Origin of the sequence: Chitinophaga eiseniae (assembly GCF_900167135.1) — a bacterium.
Lineage (GTDB): Bacteria > Bacteroidota > Bacteroidia > Chitinophagales > Chitinophagaceae > Chitinophaga > Chitinophaga eiseniae.
Genome location: NZ_FUWZ01000005.1, coordinates 84457 through 105306, shown reverse-complemented (window position 1 = coordinate 105306; position 20850 = coordinate 84457). Strand labels below are relative to the sequence as shown.

General features: G+C 52.1%; 17 protein-coding genes and 1 pseudogene. 16 read left to right on the top strand and 2 right to left on the bottom strand.

Annotated features, from left to right (window positions below):
- Positions 1 to 31 precede the first annotated feature (31 nt).
- Together galK and B5D63_RS26585 are read right to left on the bottom strand one after the other, a co-directional pair.
- A complete protein-coding gene (gene galK / locus B5D63_RS26590) occupies positions 32 to 1207 on the bottom strand; it encodes a galactokinase (protein ID WP_078672353.1) in 1176 nt (391 codons plus the stop codon).
- A gap of 333 nt (positions 1208 to 1540) precedes the next feature.
- Positions 1541 to 2863: a sugar MFS transporter gene (locus tag B5D63_RS26585; RefSeq protein WP_078671905.1), complete on the bottom strand. Its 1323-nt coding sequence runs from the start codon at positions 2861 to 2863 to the stop codon at positions 1541 to 1543.
- Between the two features lie 195 nt (positions 2864 to 3058).
- On the opposite strand from B5D63_RS26585, the gene B5D63_RS26580 reads away from it, so the two are divergent.
- The 16 genes and pseudogenes from B5D63_RS26580 to B5D63_RS26505 all read left to right on the top strand — a co-directional run bounded on the left by B5D63_RS26580 (position 3059) and on the right by B5D63_RS26505 (position 20837).
- Entirely contained in the window at positions 3059 to 4978 is a 1920-nt protein-coding gene (locus tag B5D63_RS26580) for an MFS transporter (RefSeq protein ID WP_200817107.1), read from the top strand.
- Positions 4950 to 5915 (top strand): ROK family protein, encoded by a 966-nt coding sequence (locus B5D63_RS26575; RefSeq protein WP_078671904.1) that lies wholly within the window; start codon positions 4950 to 4952, stop codon positions 5913 to 5915. Before B5D63_RS26580 ends, B5D63_RS26575 begins: the two co-directional genes overlap by 29 nt.
- Before the next feature lie 32 nt (positions 5916 to 5947).
- Positions 5948 to 7000, top strand: coding sequence for a glycosylasparaginase (locus B5D63_RS26570; protein WP_078671903.1), 1053 nt, complete (start codon positions 5948 to 5950; stop codon positions 6998 to 7000).
- Positions 7001 to 7115: 115 nt separating this feature from the next.
- Complete coding sequence (locus tag B5D63_RS26565; RefSeq protein ID WP_078671902.1) at positions 7116 to 7880, top strand: copper homeostasis protein CutC; 765 nt, start codon at positions 7116 to 7118, stop codon at positions 7878 to 7880.
- A gap of 79 nt (positions 7881 to 7959) precedes the next feature.
- Entirely contained in the window at positions 7960 to 8844 is an 885-nt protein-coding gene (locus B5D63_RS26560; RefSeq protein WP_078671901.1) for an alkaline phosphatase family protein, read from the top strand.
- Positions 8845 to 8935: 91 nt separating this feature from the next.
- Positions 8936 to 9712 (top strand): endonuclease/exonuclease/phosphatase family protein, encoded by a 777-nt coding sequence (locus tag B5D63_RS26555; protein ID WP_078671900.1) that lies wholly within the window; start codon positions 8936 to 8938, stop codon positions 9710 to 9712.
- A gap of 29 nt (positions 9713 to 9741) precedes the next feature.
- Positions 9742 to 12030: a glycoside hydrolase family 20 protein gene (locus B5D63_RS26550; protein ID WP_078671899.1), complete on the top strand. Its 2289-nt coding sequence runs from the start codon at positions 9742 to 9744 to the stop codon at positions 12028 to 12030.
- Positions 12031 to 12302: 272 nt separating this feature from the next.
- Positions 12303 to 14234: pseudogene (gene nagB / locus B5D63_RS26545) on the top strand (glucosamine-6-phosphate deaminase); the annotation flags it as partial.
- A gap of 251 nt (positions 14235 to 14485) precedes the next feature.
- Entirely contained in the window at positions 14486 to 14923 is a 438-nt protein-coding gene (locus B5D63_RS26540; RefSeq protein ID WP_078671897.1) for an HD domain-containing protein, read from the top strand.
- Between the two features lie 55 nt (positions 14924 to 14978).
- Positions 14979 to 15548: a hypothetical protein gene (locus B5D63_RS26535; protein WP_078671896.1), complete on the top strand. Its 570-nt coding sequence runs from the start codon at positions 14979 to 14981 to the stop codon at positions 15546 to 15548.
- 101 nt (positions 15549 to 15649) lie between these two features.
- On the top strand, positions 15650 to 16027 hold the full coding sequence (locus B5D63_RS26530; RefSeq protein WP_078671895.1) for a hypothetical protein: 378 nt from the start codon (positions 15650 to 15652) through the stop codon (positions 16025 to 16027).
- 135 nt (positions 16028 to 16162) lie between these two features.
- Positions 16163 to 16999: a hypothetical protein gene (locus tag B5D63_RS26525; RefSeq protein ID WP_143313112.1), complete on the top strand. Its 837-nt coding sequence runs from the start codon at positions 16163 to 16165 to the stop codon at positions 16997 to 16999.
- A gap of 96 nt (positions 17000 to 17095) precedes the next feature.
- Positions 17096 to 18055: a YeiH family protein gene (locus B5D63_RS26520; RefSeq protein WP_078671893.1), complete on the top strand. Its 960-nt coding sequence runs from the start codon at positions 17096 to 17098 to the stop codon at positions 18053 to 18055.
- Positions 18056 to 18230: 175 nt separating this feature from the next.
- Positions 18231 to 19082 (top strand): class I SAM-dependent methyltransferase, encoded by an 852-nt coding sequence (locus B5D63_RS26515; protein WP_159456179.1) that lies wholly within the window; start codon positions 18231 to 18233, stop codon positions 19080 to 19082.
- An 81-nt stretch (positions 19083 to 19163) separates the two neighbouring features.
- Positions 19164 to 19862, top strand: coding sequence for a type 1 glutamine amidotransferase (locus B5D63_RS26510; RefSeq protein WP_078671891.1), 699 nt, complete (start codon positions 19164 to 19166; stop codon positions 19860 to 19862).
- Between the two features lie 12 nt (positions 19863 to 19874).
- Positions 19875 to 20837, top strand: a complete 963-nt coding sequence (locus B5D63_RS26505) for a YpdA family putative bacillithiol disulfide reductase (RefSeq protein ID WP_078671890.1) — start codon at positions 19875 to 19877, stop codon at positions 20835 to 20837.
- Positions 20838 to 20850 lie beyond the last annotated feature (13 nt).

Genomic DNA, 20850 nt, shown 5'->3' with positions numbered 1-20850 from the left:
TACCTTTGCGAATCAGCGAAATCAGCGTTCATCATGGCTTCACAGCCCCCGAATCAGCCGGAACCCTGTCAATCATGGTCCCGTCCTCGATCGTGGTCACATAAATCTCCGGCGCTTTACCAAACTGCTGCCGGTACCGCGTTGTCACAAATTCACGGAAGGCGTCTACTTTATCCTGTTTCACCAGATTGATGGTACAGCCACCGAAACCACCACCCATCACACGGGCGCCGGTCACCTCCGGCCGCTCTTTGGCGAGCGACACCAGGAAATCCAGTTCAGGGCAACTTACCTCATAGAGTACGCTTAACCCCTCATGGGTAGCGTACATCAGTTGACCGAAAGTCTGCAGGTCTCCCTGCTTCAGCAACGCCGTAGCATCCTGTACCCGTTGAATTTCTTCGATCACATATTTACAGCGGTCATATACTTTGGCAGGCAGCTGTGCTTTTACGCCGTCCAGCATGGGCATGGTGGCATCGCGAAGTGATTGCACTTCCGGATGCCGGGCCTGGATGGCTTTTACGCCTTCTTCGCATTGCTGACGGCGAACATTATATTCTGAGGAGGCCAGCGAATGATGCACCATGGAATTACACAACACGATGCGGTATTCCGGGAAATCGAACGGAAAATATTCGTACTCCAGGCTGCGGCAGTCCAACCGTACCACCTGGTCCTTTTTACCATGCAGGTTGGCGAATTGGTCCATGATACCGCATTTCACGCCGGGGAAAGAGTGTTCCGCCCGCTGGCCCAGCAAAGCCATGTCCATTCGGCTCATGCCATACTGGAAAATCTCGTCCAGCGCCATTACGAGTCCGCCTTCCACTGCCGCGGAAGAAGACATGCCCGCGCCCACCGGAATATCGCCGGCAATCACACAGTCAAACCCTTCTACCGGGTGGTTGCCTTGCTGCAGCTGATACACCACGCCCATCAGGTAGTTGATCCATCCCGGAGTAGGCACTACATGATTGAGGTCAAAGGATACCGTTTCGTTGGTAAAAACCGCATGGGCGTTGCATTGGCGGGTGCCATTCAACGCCACCGCATACACAATTTTTTTATCGATGGCGGCCGGCAGCACAAAACCGTCATTATAGTCAGTATGTTCGCCAATGAGGTTAATTCTTCCCGGGGAAACTACGATGAGCGGCTCTTTTCCAAATAACCGGATAAATTTCTCCCTTGTTTGCTGTATCATCAGAAAATTATTAAACGTAAATTTTACACCTAAAAATATAAATAAAAACAAGAAAAGCGAAGGATGTTTGTGCGGAAGGGGAAATTTTTTCGGGGGGACGATTTTATGTGTGCGGACACTGGTTGTTATAAACACTCCCTCCCAACAATCCGCAACCGATTGTCACAGCCCGGGGAAGCTACCTGGCGCCACTGCACCGGACATTCAAAAACAGCAGCGGCCTGCATTTGACGTGACAGTAATTGTCAGGTCTTATGCAGGCCGCTGCTGTAAACTATTTTTTATTATCCCTGATTTTCAGGTAGATAGAAACCATCTTCCCGACACAGGTGCTTATTTTCTGCCGATCTTATCCCCTACCAGTGAGTAGAACAGGATATAGACATAACAAGGCACCATGCAGTACAGGAAGGCATGTCTGAAATCGATGCTGCTGCTGTACAGGAAGCTGAACATGCTATGCTGGTCGAACATGCCGCTGTAGATCTGCGGGATAACGCCACCGCCGGCAATACCCATCACGAGGAGGGCGGAACCGATTTTGGTGAAGCGGCCCAGGCCGTCGATCGCCATCGGGAAGATAGCCGGCCACATCAGTGCGTTGGCCAGTCCCAGCAGCGCGATGAAGGTCACCGCAGAAAAGCCGGTATTCAGGTAAGCGCCGATAGTGAAGAGCACGCCCAGTATAGCAGAGATCTGCAGGCCTTTTTTACCGGTGAGGTATTTGGGGATGGTAGCAATACCGATCACATAACCTGCCAGCATGGCCACCAGCGTGAAGGTGGTAAAGTAGCGGGTGTCGGCGATGCTCATGCCCAGGGCTTTACCATACTGACCGATCACGTCGCCGGCCATTACTTCCACCCCTACATACATAAATATGCAAATCACGCCCAGCACGAGCTGAGGGAACTGGAACACGTTGGTTTTTCCGTTGGTGGAAGCGGCGGTGGTAGCATCTTCCGCGTCGGTATCGATTTCAGGCAGGGAAGAACGTTTCAGCAGGAAAGCGAGGATGGTCAGCACAACGGCGATCGCTATGTAAGGACTGATCACACGGGAAGCCAGGCTGTCAAGCAGCGCTGATTTCTGCGCGGGGTCTACTGCCGCGGCTATGTCAGCCTCCAGTTTCTCCGCCCCCTTCAGGATAATGGAACCGAGGATGAGCGGTGCGAGCGCACCGGCCGTTTTGTTACAGATGCCAAGGATGGAAATACGTTTGGCCGCGCTTTCTTTAGGACCGATAATACTGGCATACGGGTTGGAAGCCGTTTGCAGCAGGGCCAGTCCCGCCCCCTGGATAAACAGACCGGTAAGGAACATACCAAAGCTGCGGGCATTCGCCGCAGGAATGAATACCAGCGAACCAATCGCAATGATCAGCAGCCCTAACGCCATCCCGTTTTTGAAACCTGTCTTGTTCAGGATAAAAGAAGAAGGAATCGATAAAAAGAAATAAGCCATGAAAAAGGCCATCGTTACCAGCAGCGCCTGCGACACATTCAGTTCACACACAATCTGGAAAAACTGGATCAGCGTTCCGTTAAGCCAGGTAACAAAGCCGAACACGAAAAACAAAATACAGATGATTGCCATCGCCTGGCCGTACCCCGCCTGTTTGGAAGGTATATTCATTGTTGCTGTTTGGTTGGACATAGCTGTCTGTTTGATTTTTAGATAAACGCGAACATAGTGAAACTCCGTTATATTTTATGCTATAATTCATAAATATATTAGCTAAAACGTTTTACTATCGAAAAAAAATGCAACGGTTTATTCGGTTTTTTAGAAAATCCTTAAAAAAATATTATACATTTATCCGGCAAAATTTCACTGTAACTTAACACGTTTATGGCTCAGCAAACAAAGCAAGGCTCGCAAAGCACACACCCGTCGTTCTTTGTGCTTATACTGGTGTTCTTTTTCTGGGGTTTCCTGGCTGCATCCAACAGTATATTTATTCCTTTCTGTAAATCTCATTTTAACCTCACCCAACTTGAGTCTCAGCTGATTGACTTCTCCTTTTACAGCGCCTATTTCATCGGCTCCCTCATCCTGTATCTGGCATCTGCAGCAAGAAAAGTGGATATCCTCAATAAAATAGGATATAAAAAGGGTATTATTTACGGTTTATTAATTTCCGTACTGGGATCAGCAATTATGATCCCCTGTGTCAACAAAGAGAAGATCGTTCCCATTAAGGAAACCGTGAGTGACATCAGCAGTTTCCAGGTAGAACAACAGCTGCAAACGTCTGACCGTCAGGTGAAAATCCGCCGCGAGAAAGAAAAAGACACCTACGTACTGCTGATTTCCGGCAACGAAGCAGCTGATAAATACATCAACAACCCGCACCTCCTTGCAGAAATACCGCAGGGATTCACGAAGGATGAAGAACATCATCAATATGCCGGCATCTTCAACAAATCCAGCCTGGAGAAAATCATCAACACCCTCGAGGCTGACCACCAGCAAACGGTTACTTTCGGTTACTTTGCCCTGATCCTGATGGCCCTCTTTATTGTGGCGCTCGGTTTCTCCCTGCAGCAAACCGCAGCCAACCCGTTCGCCATCCTGCTGGGCGACCCCGCCAAAGGCGCTCACCGTCTCAACCTCGCCGGCGGTATCAACTCCTTCGGCACCACCATCGGTCCCATCATCGTGAGCATGCTGCTGTTTGGTAACATCAAGGGCGGCGACGTCAGCACCGATATCAGCAAAATCAACACTCTCTATATCCTGCTCATCGTACTGTTCCTCGTTGCTGCCGCCATCTTCGCCTTTGTGAAAATGCCGGAAAGCTCCGACCAGAACGAAGCATTCGAAACATCTCCGAAAGCTACCAAATCCATCATAGGCATTACCCTCATGTTCATCCTGATCCTGCTCGGACTGGTACTGAAATATGAACTGCCTTTCTTCGTGGCCGGTATCGTAGGTATCATCGGTATCCTCTTCTTTGCTAAAACCGCTTCTACGGGCAACAGCGAAGGATGGGGCGCCATGAAATATCCCCAGCTCACCCTGGGCATGCTGGCCATCTTTATTTATGTGGGCGTGGAAGTGACCATCGCCAGCAACCTCGGCGCATTGCTGAAACATCCGGGATTCCTCACCCCCAAAGGACTGGCGGAATCTGAACTGGACCCGTACGTGTCGCTCTTCTGGGGCAGTATGATGATCGGCCGCTGGACAGGCGCCATCAGCGTATTCAACGTATCCAAAGCTACCCGTAAAATACTGTGCGTCATCGTGCCTTTCGTGGCCTATGGCGTTATCCTCGGCGCCAACGTGATCAAAGGCAACGAAGTCAGCGAACTGTATCCTTATGTGATCTGCATCGTGATCCAGATCATCGGTTTCTTCGCCGGCCAGGACAAACCAGCCAAAACCCTCATGGTATTCGGACTGCTGGGCGTAGGCTCCGTACTGGTAGGCCTGTTCACCACCGGTGCCCTGGCTACCTTCGCCTTCATCAGCGGCGGCCTGTTCTGCTCCGTAATGTGGCCCAGCATCTTCGCCCTCTCTATCGGCGGTCTGGGTAAATACACCGGTCAGGGCTCCGCTTTCCTGATTATGATGATCCTCGGCGGCTCTCTAGTACCTCCGGTACAGGGCGGCCTGGCAGACATCCCAAGCATCGGCATCCACGCCTCCTATGTTATTCCGGCGCTGTGCTTTGCTTATCTTGCATTTTTTGCATTCAGAGTTAAAAACATATTAAAATCTCAAGGAATCGATTATGAGTCAGCAATTAGTGGTGGGCATTGATATCGGAGGGACTAATACCAAATTCGGCATTGTAGATCGCAGAGGTAATATTTTGTGTGATGGTCGTATGTTAACGAATAAGCATGAAGACGTAAACTGCTTTCTGGACGAACTCCACCAACAGTTATCTGCATTGATAGCACAGGTGGGGGGCATCGAAAATATCAAAGGTATCGGCGTTGGCGCACCCAACGGCAACTATTACAACGGTAATATTGAATATGCTCCGAATCTGCGCTGGAAAGGCGTAGTTCCCTTAGCCAGCCTGCTCGAGAAAAAATTCGGGCTCCCGGCCGTATTAACCAATGATGCCAATGCTGCCGCACTGGGTGAACTGATCTACGGCGCTGCCCGCGGCATGAAAGACTTCATCGTGATCACCCTCGGCACCGGCGTAGGCAGCGGTATCGTCGCCAACGGCCAGTTGATCTACGGTCACGACGGTTTTGCCGGCGAACTGGGACACATCATCGTGATCCCCGGCGGCCGCTATCACCCCGGCACCGGCGCCTATGGCTCCCTCGAAGCCTATGCTTCGGCTACCGGCGTAACCAACACCGCCATCGAATTCCTTGCCACCCGCCCGGAAGTGCCCAGCATCATGCGCGAACATACCAAAGAGGAAATCAATTCCAAACTGATCTACGAAGCTGCCATGAAAGGCGATCCGCTGGCCATGGAAGTGTACGAGTTCACCGGCCAGATACTGGGCGCCGCCCTGGCCAACTTCGTCATGTTCTCCAGCCCGGAAGCCATCATCCTCTTCGGTGGCCTCACCCAGGCAGGCGATGTGATCATGAAACCGGTCAGAGAGCATATGGAAAAAAATCTGCTCCCGATCTTCCAGAATAAAGTTAAATTGCTGTTCTCTGAACTGAAGGAAAGCGACGCCGCCATCCTCGGTGCCAGCGCCCTGGCCTGGGAAATGAAAGACTAGCCCACGGCTATCTGACAGCTAATCGAAGTAATATGAAAAATAGAAGGAATTTTCTGAAAACAGCGGCCCTCGGTGCCGCTGTTTTCTCTTTAGACAGTGTAGCAGCCACAGCTGCACGCGCACAAGCCAAAGCACCCGTAAAAGGGAAACCCATCGTTATCTCCACGTGGGACTTTGGCCGCGCCGCCAATGAAGCCGCGTGGGAAATACTGAAAAAAGGCGGTCGCGCCCTCGACGCCGTAGAAGCCGGCGTGCGCGTCCCTGAAGCCGATCCCAACAACCACACCGTTGGCTACTCCGGCTTCCCCGACCGCGACGGCCGCGTGACCCTCGACGCCTGTATCATGGACGAACACGGCAACGCCGGCTCCGTAGCCGCACTCGAGCATGTCACCCACGCTATCTCCGTAGCCCGTCTCGTGATGGAAAAAACACCACATGTCATGCTGGTCGGCGACGGCGCCCTCCAGTTCGCACTGGCCAACGGCTTCAAAAAAGAAAACCTGCTCACCCCGGAAGCGGAGAAAGCCTGGAAAGAATGGCTCAAAACATCTGAATACAAACCCGTTATCAACATAGAAAACAAATCGTACACCCCCACCAACGGCGCCACGGCTTTTAACCCGCTCATGCTGCCAGGGAACGTGTACAACCACGATACCATCGGCATGGTGGCCATGGACACGGAAGGTAACCTCTCCGGCGCCTGCACCACCAGTGGCATGGCCTTCAAACTCCATGGCCGCGTAGGCGATTCTCCCATCATCGGCGCAGGCCTCTATGTGGACAACGAAATAGGCGCCGCCACCAGCACCGGCGTCGGCGAAGAAGTGATCAAAATCGTCGGCAGCCACCTCGTCGTGGAACTGATGCGCCAGGGATATCCCCCCGAAAAAGCCTGCAAAGAAGCTGTAGACCGCATCGTGAAAAGAAGCCCTTCCAAAGCCAAAGAAATACAGGTGGGTTTCCTCGCCCTCAACAAAAAAGGACAATACGGCGCTTACTGCCTCCAGAAAGGATTCAGCTACGCCGTCCTCAGCAAAGACGTGAACAACGCGCTGATTGACGGGAAACACCATTTTTAATTCCGGGATTTTTTGATTTACGGATTTTTTGATTTCGGGGATGTATGGCCTATCAAATCAAAAAATCCGTAAATCCCAAAATCCGTAAATCCGTAAATCCGTAAATCCACTGCTTATGTCTTTTGTCCTCGAAATATGCGCCGGTTCTGTCGCTTCCTGCATCGCAGCCGAAGAAGGCGGCGCCAATCGCATTGAACTATGCGATAACCTGCTGGAAGGCGGCACCACCCCCAGTTACGCTACCATCGCAGTAGCCCGCGAAAAAGTAAAAATAGACCTCTACCCTATCATACGCCCCAGAGGCGGTGACTTCCTCTATTCCGACCTGGAATTTGAAGTCATGAAAAAAGACATCGCCCTGTGTAAACAACTGGGCTGCAACGGCGTTGTCATCGGTATCCTTACCCCCGACGGACGGGTAGACAAAAAACGCTGCAAAGAACTGGTAGACCTGGCATGGCCTATGGGCGTGACCTTCCACCGCGCTTTCGACATGACCGACAACCCGTTTGAAGCGCTGGAAGCCATCATCGAAATCGGCTGTGAACGCATCCTTACCTCCGGCGCACGCAATACCGCCGCGGAAGGAGCCACACTGCTGAAAGACCTGGTAGAACGCGCCAACGACCGCATCGCCATCATGGCCGGTTCCGGCGTAAGGGCCAACAATATCGCAGACCTGATCAAAACCACCGGCGTCACAGAATACCACACCTCCGCCAAAGCCTATGAAGAAAGCGGCATGGTATACCGCAATCCCAATGTAAGTATGGGCGGCATCCCCGGCGTACCGGAATACGGTATCTCCCAAACCCGGCGACAGGAAGTATTATTAATTCGTGAAAGAGGGGAAAAAGCCTTGCAGGAGATCAATCCGTAGGCTATATTAGCAGGGAACAATCATATTTTGCTGCACGGTCCCTATACGGCCGCGCAAGCCTTTAAAAGTGAACAACGAAATGAAAAAACTGATCATTGCAACCGGACTGTTGCTGGGCGGACTATTCGCGCAGGCACAGGTCAAAGGCGTAAAACATGTCATCCTGATCGGCATGGACGGCTTTGGCGCTTATTGTTTTCCGAAAGTGGACAATCCCAACATGAAACAGCTGATGAAAGAAGGCTCCTGGACACTGCAGGCACGCAGCGTACTGCCCTCTTCCAGCGCTGTCAACTGGGCATCCATGGTGATGGGCGCAGGCCCGGAAGTACACGGTTATACCGAATGGGACAGCCGTACACCCGAACTGCCCTCCCGCACCCTCGATCAATACGGCATGTTCCCCTCTATCTACACGATACTGCGCGAACAGAAGCCCAATGCGGAAATAGGCGTGATCTACAGCTGGGAAGGGATCGGTTACCTCTTCCCCAAAGCGGCGGTCAACAAGGACCTCGGCACCAAAGACAATGACAGTCTGGCTACTGAAGCCTCTATAGCATACATCAAAGAGAAAAAGCCGGACTTTCTTTTTATACATTTTGACCAGCCGGACGGTGTTGGGCACAATATTGGTCACAATATCCAGCCCTACTTCGACCAGGTGAAAAAAAATGACGAACTGCTGGGCAAAATACTACAGGCTGTCAAAGATGCCGGCATATGGGATAACACCATTATCCTCCTCACCGCCGACCATGGCGGTATCAAAAAAGGCCACGGCGGCAAAACCATGGAAGAAATGCAGATTCCCTGGATCATCCGCGGCCCGGGCGTAAAGGCAAACAAAGAGCTTGGCACCAGTGTTGTTACGTACGACACCGCTGCCACCATCGCCTGGATCTTTGGCCTGAAAACACCGCAGGTATGGACCGGAAGACCTGTGAAGGAAGCTTTTAAATGATTTTCGATTTTTTGATTTACGGATTTTGGAATTTTATATAGATGATGTTAATATTTAAATCAAAAAATCGAAAATCCCTAAATTATATATTATGAAAAGATTGCTGCTCATCACCGTCGTTTGTCTGACAGGCTTCTCACTTCCCGCCCAGCAGGTACAGAAAGTGAAAGTACTGACCTACAACATCCATCACGGTGAAAATATGAAAGGCCTGCCCGATATCCAGGGGATCGCCAATGTGATCCTCGCTACCAACCCGGACCTGGTAGCCCTGCAGGAAGTCGACAGCGTTACCCAGCGTACGCAAAACACCGACCAGCTCAAAGAACTGGCAGCGATCACCGGCATGTACACTTATTTTGCCAAAGCCATGAACTTCGATGGCGGCGGCTATGGCACTGGTATCCTTTCCCGCTTCCCTATCACGGAAGCCAGCACCCTGTCCCTCCCCTCCGTCTCTAAAAACGAAGTGGAACCCAGAGTGGCCGGTATCGTCACCGTGAAACTGCCGGGCGACAGCCTGCTGCAGTTCATCAGCGCCCACCTCGATGCGGAAAGGCCGGCGGCCAACCGTATCGCGCAGGCCAAGCAGCTGGTGGCCTACTTTAAGGAAACCCAAACGCCGGTGATCCTCGCCGGCGATTTCAACGCCATCCCCGCCAGTAAAGAAATACACACACTCAAAAAACTATTCGCTGACGCTACCCAGCAAATGGGCCCCACCTTCCCGGCCGACTCGCCGAAGGTGAAACTGGACTATATCATGGTCCACCCGCAAAACCGCTGGAACGTAACCGGAGCAAGGATCATAGAAGAAGCCGTAGCTTCCGACCACCGTCCGTTGCTCAGTGAACTGGAACTGAAATAATTCTCATCATCGAAATGCTAAAAGTGTCAATGAAAAAATTGTTCTACCTGTGCCTCCTGGGTGGAGCCGCCGCCCTGGGCAGCTGCTCCGGCTCCCGCCACGCAGACGCGCCCAAAGGAAAAGTAAGCATCATACCGATGCCGGCCAGCATCACAGAAAAACAGGATTCGTTCCTGCTCGACAAACACACCGTGATTGTCGCTACCGGCGAAGCCGAGCGCAAAACAGCGGCCCTCTTCAACGCCTGGCTGAAAGAGCTGACCGGCTACGAACTGGATATCAAAGAACAGGGCGACAGGAACACCATTACCCTGCATACCGGTAACGATACCACCAATGCGGAAGGCTACACGCTCAATGTGGACAACAAAGGCGTTGTCATCAACGGTAACAGCGGCGCCGGTACCTTCTACGGCATACAGTCGCTCATCCAGCTGCTGCCCGTACAAAAGGCCGACGCCATGTACATCCCCGGCGTCAGCATCACCGACGCTCCCCGCTTCGCCTACCGTGGCCTCCACCTCGATGTGGGCCGTCACTTCTTCCCGGTAGAATTCATCAAAAAATACATCGATCTGCTGGCCATGCACAAATACAACACCTTCCACTGGCACCTTACGGAAGACCAGGGCTGGCGCATCGAAATCAAAAAATATCCGCGCCTGCAGGAAGTAGCCTCCAAACGCAAAGAAACCATGGCCGGCCGTTATGCAGACAATAAGTTCGACGGGAAACCCTATGGTGGCTTCTATACACAGGAACAGGTAAAAGAAGTGGTGAAATATGCGACCGATCATTTTGTGACCGTTATCCCTGAAATAGAGATGCCCGGCCACGCGCTCGCCGCCCTCACCGCCTATCCCAACCTGGGCTGCACCGGCGGCCCCTACGAAGTAGGCACCCGCTGGGGCGTATATGATGATGTGTTCTGCGCCGGCAACGACAGCGTGTTCGCCTTCCTCCAGGACGTACTGGACGAAGTACTGCCGCTGTTCCCCAGCAAATACATCCACATCGGCGGCGACGAATGCCCCAAAGTACGCTGGGAGAAATGCCCCAAATGCCAGGCCCGCATGAAACAGGAAGGCCTTAAAGACGCCCATGCCCTGCAGAGCTACTTCATACAGCGCATGGAAAAATACCTGAACAGCAAAGGCCGCCAGATCATCGGCTGGGACGAAATCCTCGAAGGAGGGCTCGCCCCCAACGCCACCGTAATGAGCTGGCGCGGCATTGAAGGCGGTATCGCCGCTGCCAGACAGCACCATGATGTGATCATGACACCGGGCAGCTTCTGCTACTTTGACCACTACCAGTCACAAGGCCACAACGAACCGCTGGCCATCGGCGGCTACACCCCCGTCAGCAAAGTGTACAGCTATGAACCAATACCCACTGAACTGACCAAAGAAGAAGCCAAATACATCAAAGGCGCCCAGGCCAACCTGTGGACCGAATACATCGCCAACACCGACTATCTCGAATATATGGTGTACCCCCGCGCTGCCGCACTGGCAGAAGTGCTGTGGTCTCCGGCCGACAAACGCAACTACGATAACTTCGTGGACAGGCTGAAAGTGCATGTAAAACGCCTCGACCAGAAAAAAGTCAACTATGCCAAACACGTGTTTGAAGTGACCGGCGCCGTGACCGACAATAAAAAAGGCGGCGTGGAAGTAAAACTCGACAGTAAGCTGGATGGCGGCAAAATCGTATATACCCTCGACAGTACCGCCCCCTCCCTGCAATCCCAGGCCTATAGCGGACCCGTACAGATACAGCGGTCCGGAACACTGCGGGCGCAGGTATTTGACGGCGATAAACCCTTCGGCAACGAGTATAACCAGCATTTCCTGTTCCACAAAGGACTGGGCAAAAAGGTGACCCTTGCCTCCCCTCCCGGCAAGGAATACGACCCGGGTAGCAGCTTTGCGCTGGTAAACGGTATCGAAGGCATCGCCTCCTATAACGACGGACAATGGTTCGGGTATAATGGCAAAAACATGGAAGCCATAGTGGAACTGGACAGCATACAGGATATCCGCATGGTAGGCCTGAATACGCTGAACCTGCGGGCCAACTGGGTATATCCCCCCAAACAGGTGACTTTCTCCGTATCAGACGACGGTAAGACGTATAAAGAGATCTATAAACAGACCGCCTTCAACCAAACCGGTATCAACCAGGTACGGGGTAAGGTGGAAGCCCGCGGACGTTTTGTGAAACTCAGCGCCACCAACTTCGGGACCATCCCTGCCGGAGGCGAAGGAGCCGGCAACCCCGCCTGGCTCTTCGTAGATGAAATGATCATACAATAACGACCCCAGGGCTACAATGAACAAATACTAGGGGCCGACCTCTTCGGTCGGCCCCGTTTTATGAATGACTCCTACACCAATATTAATCACATAGTAGCCCAGTGGCTTTAGCCCGGGGGAATAACGCCGGATAAGAATGTATTACAATATAAAAACCGTTCTTATTAAGTTAAAATAAATTTAAATTAAATAAGAGCTAAATTTTAGCAGAGATTAGCAGTATTTTTTTTAATTTTCCGGCTCGTTTTTAAACCGCATCTAATCAAAAACGTTTACAAATGACGATTAATCATCAGGAAATTGAACTGATTGACAGCTTTGAGCAAATTGCTGTGGAAATACACCCCTCTGCCAAAGAGGGTTCCAAAGCAGCAGCCCATGAAATAGCTGCATTGATTCGCGAAAAAGCAGCCGCCAATCAAAAATGTGTGCTGGGCATGGCCACAGGCTCTACCCCTAAATATCTCTACGCCGAATTGGTTCGTCTGCACAAAGAGGAAGGACTGAGCTTCAAAAATGTGATCACCTTTAACCTCGACGAATATTACCCCATAGAGCCGGATGCGCTGCAGAGCTACAACCGCTTTATGAAAGAACACCTCTTCAATCACATCGATATCCCGGAAGGACAATACCATATTCCTGATGGCACCATTCCGAAAGATCAGATCAAACAATATTGCGCTGATTACGACAGGCGTATTGAAGAAGCCGGTGGTATCGACATCCAGATCCTGGGTATCGGCAACAACGGCCACATTGGCTTCAACGAGCCCGGTTCCAACATCAACTCACATACCCGCCTGGTAACGCTCGACAACAGCACCCGCCTGGCTAACGCCTACGAGTTCCCCAATATGAGCCAGGTGCCGCGTCTGGCCATCACCATGGGCCTGAGCACCATCTTCAAAGCCAAAAAGGTGATCCTGATGGCATGGGGCTCTCACAAGGCGAAAATCGTTTGCCGTTCCGTAGAAGGCCACAGCACTGACCAGGTGCCTGCTTCCCTGCTGCAACAGCATCCTAACTGCAAATTCGTGATCGACGAACAGGCTTCTGCTGAGCTTACCCGCTTCAAAGAACCCTGGCTCACCGGCGACTGCGAATGGACACCCGGCCTGATCCGCAAAGCCGTGACCAGCCTGGCCCTGAAGTTGAACAAGCCCATCCTGATGCTCACAGATAAAGACTACAACGAAAACGGTCTCAACGACCTGATCGTACAGTACGGTTCTGCCTATGAGCTCAACATCAAAGAATTCAACGCCATCCGCGATACCATTACCGGCTGGCCTGGTGGAAAACCCGGCCCGCAGCTGCCTAACCATCCGGAACGTTCCGAGCCTGCCAAAAAGACCGTGCTGATCTTCTCTCCGCACCCTGATGATGATATCATCTCCATGGGCGGCACCTTTATCCGTCTGCACGAACAAGGCCACGACGTACACGTAGCATACCAGACTTCCGGCAACATCGCTGTTACCGACGAGTTCCTGCTGCGTTTCATCGACTTCGCCGTAGGTTTCGAAGGCATGTTCGATATCGATAAAAGCAAAAGCTCCCAGATCCTGGAAGAAGCCAAAGCCTTTATCCGTGGTAAAAAACCAAGCCAGAAAGATACGCCGGAAAACCGCGCTATCAAAGGCCTGATCCGTCGCTGCGAGGCAAAAGCCACCTGCCGCTACGTTGGCATCCCCGAAGAAAACGCCCACTTCCAGAACCTGCCGTTCTACGAAACAGGTCTCGTGGAAAAGAAACCAATGGGTGAAGAAGATATCCAGCTGACAGTAGACCTGCTCCGCAAAATCAAACCGCAACAGATCTATTGCGCCGGCGACCTCGCCGATCCGCATGGTACCCACAAAGTATGTCTGGACATCATCTTCGCTGCCCTCGACAGGCTGAAACACGAAGAATGGATGAAAGACTGCTGGGTATGGCTCTACAAAGGCGCATGGCAGGAATGGGATATCCACGAAATCGAAATGGCGGTACCGATGAGCCCCGACCAGGTGCTCCAGAAACGCCTCGGTATCTTCATCCACCAGAGCCAGAAAGACGTAGTGCCTTTCCAGGGTACCGACCTGCGCGAGTTCTGGCAACGCGCGGAAGACCGCAACGCCAACACCGCCAACCTGTACGACCAGCTCGGTCTGCAGAAATACTCCGCGATGGAAGCGTTTGTACGTTACCACTTCATGTAGTTTTCTCGCAAAGGCACTAAGCTCTCGCAAAGGCGCAAAGCAGCAAAGAGCGCAAAGTTTTAATAAGATTAGTAAGAAAGCAAAGGAGCGAAGATCAAATCGGATTGGTCTTCGCTCCTTTGCTTTCTTTGTTTCTTATTTATTCTCTTTGCGCTCTTTGCTGCTTTGCGCCTTTGCGAGAGCTTTGCGTCTTTGCGAGAGCTTAGCGCCTTTGCGTGCCCCCTTTGCGAGAAAAAACCTACATTTACCGCATGGATCTAACCCGTGCAATCGCTATCGCCACTGAGGCCCACCAGGGCCAGGTGGATAAATATGGCCAACCTTACATCACCCACGTCCTCCGCGTAATGCAGATGGGGCGTACCACCGATGAAAAAATCGTGGGCGTACTGCATGACGTGGTGGAAGACAGCCACTGGACCGTTGAAGACCTCGCCCGCGAAGGCCTGGCGCCACACCTGCTGGAAGCCCTCCGCTGCGTGACCAAACAATCAGAAGAAGAGGACTACGAACATTTTGTAAACCGTACCCTGCAAAACCGTTTGGCCGCCACCGTTAAGCTCAACGATCTGACAGACAACATGGACATCCGCCGCATGACCACCGTGCAGGACAAGGATGTGGCCCGTCTGAACAAGTACCTGGGCGCCTACCGCAAGATCGCTGCAGCCCTTATCCAGGAGAAATAATTTGAATACCTTTCCGATTAAACCATTAAATTACAGTATAAACGAAAAGCCATCAATGGAAAACGATATCCTCATTGACTTCCGGTTTGTTGCCAAAGATAAACCCCGTTTCGGCGAATTGTTCCTGATCACGGGGGAAGAACATCCAAAATTCCCACCCCGGAGCCAGACTTTTATGCAACTGGCACCGCTTGGATTTGAACAACTAGATGATTTTTTTGGCATCCTGAATGACGAAGAAACCGGAGACGACGTGCTGATCTGGCTTTTCCCGATGCTCAACGGTGAAGAAGTGTTTCACAACAGCGGTCCTTTCGATGCCATCCGGCTTTCGTATAGTGCGCTGCGTAATGCACCCGCCAACGTCAGCCTGCTGGAAGCATGTTTTAACGCCATCAAAGCCCTCCCGGATGTGGAAGTCCGCTTTGACGAAGGAAAAATCGACAGCTTCGATGCCGTACAGAAAAAAAACGATGAAATAGTGGCCCATTGGCGCGCCAATAACATCGAACCCGGCTCCGACGAAAGCCTCCTGATCGAAGAAGATGACGATGACTGGGATGAAGATGAAGACTGGGACGAAAGCGAAGATTGGGAAGATGAAACCGACACGCAAAAAAAATAAAACAACCTATTGATACTGAGCAGGCTTACAGCCTGCTTTTTTTATTTATATATTTTCGTACTTTAGAGCATTACCTGTACTACCACAACTGCCAACTGACGATGAAAAACAAAGCCAACAACAAAGGCCCGGCTACGCTGTTGATTGTAGCCTGCTTCCTGCTGATATTGCTTATTTCAGGCATCCCCTCCGCGCGCAGGATCAGTAAAACCAGTTGCAAGCCCGTCACCGGCCAGGTAACGGAAGTCACCCAAAGTTCCCCCGGCTACGTGGTCCATCTGAAAAACGATCCCAGGATTTATTATATCAAACCTGCCGCCCTCCCGTCGGCCACCACCGCCAGCCTCACGCAACAGCTGCAGGGCCGCCCGGTGCAACTCTTCACCGCCGCCGCATGGTCGCCCCTCGATCCTTTCTCCAGCATGAAAGAAATCCGCCGCCTTCAGATAGGCGATACCGTTATCTTCTCCGAATACTGACCTTACCCGGTCCGGAAATACAGGTAGCACAACGGGAACACCATCGCCCGCCGGCATGTCTTATGCCGTCCATCATGGCTTACATCGCCTGATTGGATAATTTTAGCTATCTTACATTCTGTGTACCAATCAATTATGAAGAATTTTTGTTATTTGGCCCTGGCGATGGTATTATTTGCCTGCCATTCAGATAAACGCAGCCGGTTTGGCAACGAAACTGACACCGAAACCAGCACTACCACCACAGCCAAAAAGAAACCTGCCAGCAAAAAAGTCGCTGCCAGCGTAGGAGCTGCCATTATCGGAGAACGGGTATCTCCCGGTACGGTGATCCGCTCCGGTCCAAAAGGCGATGTCATCGCCACCCTCGCTGATTATATTCCAGTCCACTGCGCCCCGGCCAAAGACGGCTGGCACGCTGTCAGCGTAGATATCGACATCACTGCCGCAGAATACACCAAACCACTGTTCCGTAAGGGCCGCAAACTTAAAGTCAACGGCGCAGATGCCGGCGTACTGGAAAAAGATATACGCCTCCCCGTAGCCACCAACGGCGAAAGGATGTGGGCTAACCTGAGCGGCTATACGGAAAAGAAAAACATCCGCGGCGGCACCGTGATAGAAACGGCGCTGGTCAACTATCTCCGGGAACATAAGGAACACCGCGAAGAAGACATGCAGGCATTCATCCGCAATTTTAAACTGGAAGAAGATAAAACCCTGCGCCCTTATACCCTGTACTTCAACTACGAAAGCGGTATCGACGATCCCAGTCCGCTCTACCGCATCGTACTGGTATGCCAGGGAAAACAGCTGATCGGCGTAATACATTCCCGCCCGCTGCAACTGCCCGGCGCCACCACACGGAGGCTGCAGCGCAACTTTACCATTCACTACTTCAATGGCATCGAAAAAAGCCTGCAGGAAGACTTTGCGGGTAAATTCAACAAGTTTATCGTTTCCGTGGATTGATAAAAGTTATAACCAAAAGTTATGGAAGATCACTTTTGACCATTTGACTCCGGCAGCAAATGAGCAGACCTTTGTGTCTGAAAAATCAATGCTGCTATGCAATTACAAAAGACCGGACACAGAAGGGAAGCACTCCATTTACCTAAGGTAATTTTTATCGCCGCGGCTGCCGCCACGCTGCTGCCGGTGGTACAACCTCCCGTAGCCCTGCTGCTCGGGCTGGCGCTGGCGCAAACGACCGGCAATCCATTTGCACACATCACCCCTAAAATAACACACTGGCTGCTGCAACTCTCTGTCATCGGACTGGGCTTCGGTATGAACGCCCACGCCGCCTTACAGGCCGGCAAAGCCGGTTTCCTGTTCACCATCGCCTCTATTGCCGGTACCCTCCTGCTGGGCCTCGTCACCGGCAGGCTGCTGAAAATAGAAAAACAAACTTCCCATCTGATCGCCTGCGGCACCGCCATCTGCGGCGGCAGCGCCATCGCCGCCATCTCACCCGTGATCAAGGCAGGGGAAAAACAAATCTCCGTAGCACTGGGCATCGTATTCCTGCTCAACTCCCTCGCCTTGTTTATATTCCCCGCGGTAGGCCACTGGCTGGGCCTTTCCCAGCAACAGTTCGGACTGTGGAGCGCCATTGCCATCCACGATACCAGCTCCGTAGTAGGCGCCGCCAACAAATACGGCGAAACAGCCTTACAGGTAGCCACCACCGTGAAACTCTCCCGCGCCCTCTGGATCATGCCGGTGGCTTTTATCACCACCCTGCTTTTCCGTAACAGCAACGGTAAAATAAAAATCCCCTGGTTCATCGGCCTCTTTCTGCTGGCCATGGTGCTCAACACGTGGGTGCCTGCTGTCAGCACAGTCGGACCGTTGCTCGTACAAAGCGCCAAAACAGCCCTCTCGCTTACCCTCTTCCTCATCGGTACCGGTCTCACCCGGCAGGCCTTCCGGGGCATCGGCTGGCAGCCGCTATTACAGGGCGTTTTGCTCTGGGTATGTATCAGCATAGGTGCTTTGGTGGCCATCTTACAACTGATGAAATAAAAAGAGGGTGATTTTCCCGGACTCAGATTGATTATTTTACGATATATTTGATATCCAAGTCAAGTGAAAAAATAACCAACAGACGACCGAATCTTCCCCCGAAGAAACTATTCACCACAACCACCAAGCTAAAGTCCTTATGAGTAAGGCGCCATCAACCAAGTCCGGGACTTATATGGCTTTGTTCCGGGCCATTGAAAGTACAAAACCAGCTGAAGAGCGGCTATTTCATGATCCGTACGCAGCAGCCTTTTTATCGGGTTACCATCAGACGCTGATCTCCGGCTGCAGGGTTCCTTTTTTCAGAAAAATACTGGCAGCCTACATCCAGCTCCGATGGCCCGGCACGCACACCGCCGCTATCGCCCGCACCAAACTGATTGACGACATGATGATACAGGCGGTCCGCGAAGATGGTATTAACCAGATCATCATTCTCAGCGCCACCTTCGATACAAGGGCCCATCGCCTCAATGTCGGCAAGCCGGTCAGCTTCGTAGAAGTAGATCATCCGGTCACGCAGCATTTCAAACAAAGCCGCCTCTGGGAACTGATTAAATCACCTGCCGTACACCTGGATTATGTAAAACTGGATATGAACAAACAATATCTCGCCGATGTCATCTCTCCCTATTTCGTCCAGCAACGCCACTACAACAAAACGCTCTTTCTCTGGGAAAATCTCACCACACACCTGGAGGCACGCCACGCAGAAGCCATGTTCGGCTTCATCCGCAGCTTCCCGCCCGGCACACAGGTGATCGTTACCTACCCGGACAAAGCGGTGCTGGAAAATCCGCATCAGTTCCGCGGGTTCTCCCGGATCAACAATACCCTGCGCCGCGCCGGCGAAGACTGGGACTACGGCCTCGATCCCAAAAACATCACGGCGTTTATGCATGAGCGTAATATGATCGTCCGCTATGACGGCGGCGCCGATAAATACCGCCGGCAGTATTTCGGGGAGAAAAGCCGCAGGATGAAAGGCTACGAATACTTCCGCGTGGTGAAAAGCGAACTGAAATAACCATGCCCCTGCCGGTAAATTCGGGTTATCAATCTTCAGGATTGCAACGTATCTTCGGATAACCATTTACCAGGACAGACCATGCATATCCACTATTTTCAACACGTGCCTTTTGAAGGCCTTGCCAGCATTGCCGACTGGATCGCACAGGGAGAACATACCACCAGCCATACCCGCTGGTATGATGACGCTCCCGACACCACCGGCCTGAAAGATGCGGAACTGCTCATCATCATGGGCGGCACCATGGGCGTATATGAACAGGATATCCATCCATGGATGCTGACCGAAATAAACCTTATCAGGGAAGCCATCAGCCGCGGACAGAAAATACTGGGCATATGCCTCGGCTCACAGCTGCTGGCCTATGCCCTCGGCGCCAACGTATATCCGCATACACAACCGGAAATAGGCTGGTTCCCCATCGACATCACGTTTCAGGGACAGGCCGCACCCCTCGAAAACGTGCTGCCGCACCGCCTCAACACCTTCCATTTCCATGGCGACACCTTCGACGTGCCGCCCGGCGCCACCCGCTTCGCAGCTTCCGCCGCCTGCAGCAACCAGGCATTTATCTACGGCGACCGTATCATCGGATTACAGTTTCATATGGAGATGAACAGCGCCGCCATACTGGAGATATTACGCTGCTGCAGCAGTGCTTTCGAACACAGCGCTCCCTTCGTGCAAAGCCCGGAGAAAATAGCGCAATACCTGCACCTGGCCAACGAAAACAATCAAACCATGTTCCGGCTGCTGGACTACCTGGCCGGACTATAAAACAAAGACATTATGATCGCTGCTTACGACGTACTGATAATAGGAGGAGGACCCATCGGAATAGCCTGCGGCCTGGCCGCAAAAAGAGCAGGGCTCAGCTATGTCATCATAGAAAAAGGTTGCCTCGTCAACTCCCTCTATAACTACCCGCTGTACATGACGTTTTTCTCTACGTCTGAAAGACTGGAAATAGGTGGTATCCCTTTTGTATCCATCAATCCCAAGCCCTCCCGGCCGGAAGCACTGGAATACTACCGCCGCGTAGCCACTTCGGAAGCGCTCAACATTAACTTATTCGAAGAAGTAAGGGAACTACAGCCCAATGGCAGCGAGTACTTCATCACGACCACCAAAACGGCGTATCATGCCCGGCACGTCATTATCGCCACCGGTTTTTATGATATCCCCAACATGCTGGAAGTACCGGGAGAAAATCTGCCGAAAGTCACCCACTACTATAAAGACCCGCACTACTATGCTACCCGCAAAGTGGTGGTGGTAGGCGCCCACAACTCAGCCGTGGACGCTGCGCTGGAAACCTATCGCAAAGGCGCCCAGGTGACCATGATCATCCGCGAAGGAGAAATCGGTAAACGGGTGAAATACTGGGTAAAACCGGATATCGAAAACAGGATCAGGGAAGGCTCCATCAAAGCATATTTCCACTCTTCCGTCAAAAGCATCGACGAACAAACAATAACTATCACCACACCGGAAGGAGAGATCACTTTCGCTAACGATTTTGTGATCGCTATGACCGGCTACCAGCCCGACTTTGGGCTGTTGCAGAAGGCAGGCGTCCAGCTCTCCGGCGACGCCAAAAAACTGCCGGTATACAATCCCCTGACCATGGAAACCAATATGCCGCATATCTATCTCGCCGGCGTAGTCTGCGGCGGCATGGACACGCACGTGTGGTTTATTGAGAACTCCCGCGAGCACGCGGACAAAATTATTCAATCCATCCAGCGATAAAAAAAGAAGGGTG

Coding starts and splice junctions, on each gene's coding strand:
- galK (WP_078672353.1), bottom strand. CDS start 1,207: ATGATACAGCAAACAAGGGAGAAATTTATCCGGTTATTTGGAAAAGAG.
- B5D63_RS26585 (WP_078671905.1), bottom strand. CDS start 2,863: ATGTCCAACCAAACAGCAACAATGAATATACCTTCCAAACAGGCGGGG.
- B5D63_RS26580 (WP_200817107.1), top strand. CDS start 3,059: ATGGCTCAGCAAACAAAGCAAGGCTCGCAAAGCACACACCCGTCGTTC.
- B5D63_RS26575 (WP_078671904.1), top strand. CDS start 4,950: ATGAGTCAGCAATTAGTGGTGGGCATTGATATCGGAGGGACTAATACC.
- B5D63_RS26570 (WP_078671903.1), top strand. CDS start 5,948: ATGAAAAATAGAAGGAATTTTCTGAAAACAGCGGCCCTCGGTGCCGCT.
- B5D63_RS26565 (WP_078671902.1), top strand. CDS start 7,116: ATGTCTTTTGTCCTCGAAATATGCGCCGGTTCTGTCGCTTCCTGCATC.
- B5D63_RS26560 (WP_078671901.1), top strand. CDS start 7,960: ATGAAAAAACTGATCATTGCAACCGGACTGTTGCTGGGCGGACTATTC.
- B5D63_RS26555 (WP_078671900.1), top strand. CDS start 8,936: ATGAAAAGATTGCTGCTCATCACCGTCGTTTGTCTGACAGGCTTCTCA.
- B5D63_RS26550 (WP_078671899.1), top strand. CDS start 9,742: ATGAAAAAATTGTTCTACCTGTGCCTCCTGGGTGGAGCCGCCGCCCTG.
- B5D63_RS26540 (WP_078671897.1), top strand. CDS start 14,486: ATGGATCTAACCCGTGCAATCGCTATCGCCACTGAGGCCCACCAGGGC.
- B5D63_RS26535 (WP_078671896.1), top strand. CDS start 14,979: ATGGAAAACGATATCCTCATTGACTTCCGGTTTGTTGCCAAAGATAAA.
- B5D63_RS26530 (WP_078671895.1), top strand. CDS start 15,650: ATGAAAAACAAAGCCAACAACAAAGGCCCGGCTACGCTGTTGATTGTA.
- B5D63_RS26525 (WP_143313112.1), top strand. CDS start 16,163: ATGAAGAATTTTTGTTATTTGGCCCTGGCGATGGTATTATTTGCCTGC.
- B5D63_RS26520 (WP_078671893.1), top strand. CDS start 17,096: ATGCAATTACAAAAGACCGGACACAGAAGGGAAGCACTCCATTTACCT.
- B5D63_RS26515 (WP_159456179.1), top strand. CDS start 18,231: ATGGCTTTGTTCCGGGCCATTGAAAGTACAAAACCAGCTGAAGAGCGG.
- B5D63_RS26510 (WP_078671891.1), top strand. CDS start 19,164: ATGCATATCCACTATTTTCAACACGTGCCTTTTGAAGGCCTTGCCAGC.
- B5D63_RS26505 (WP_078671890.1), top strand. CDS start 19,875: ATGATCGCTGCTTACGACGTACTGATAATAGGAGGAGGACCCATCGGA.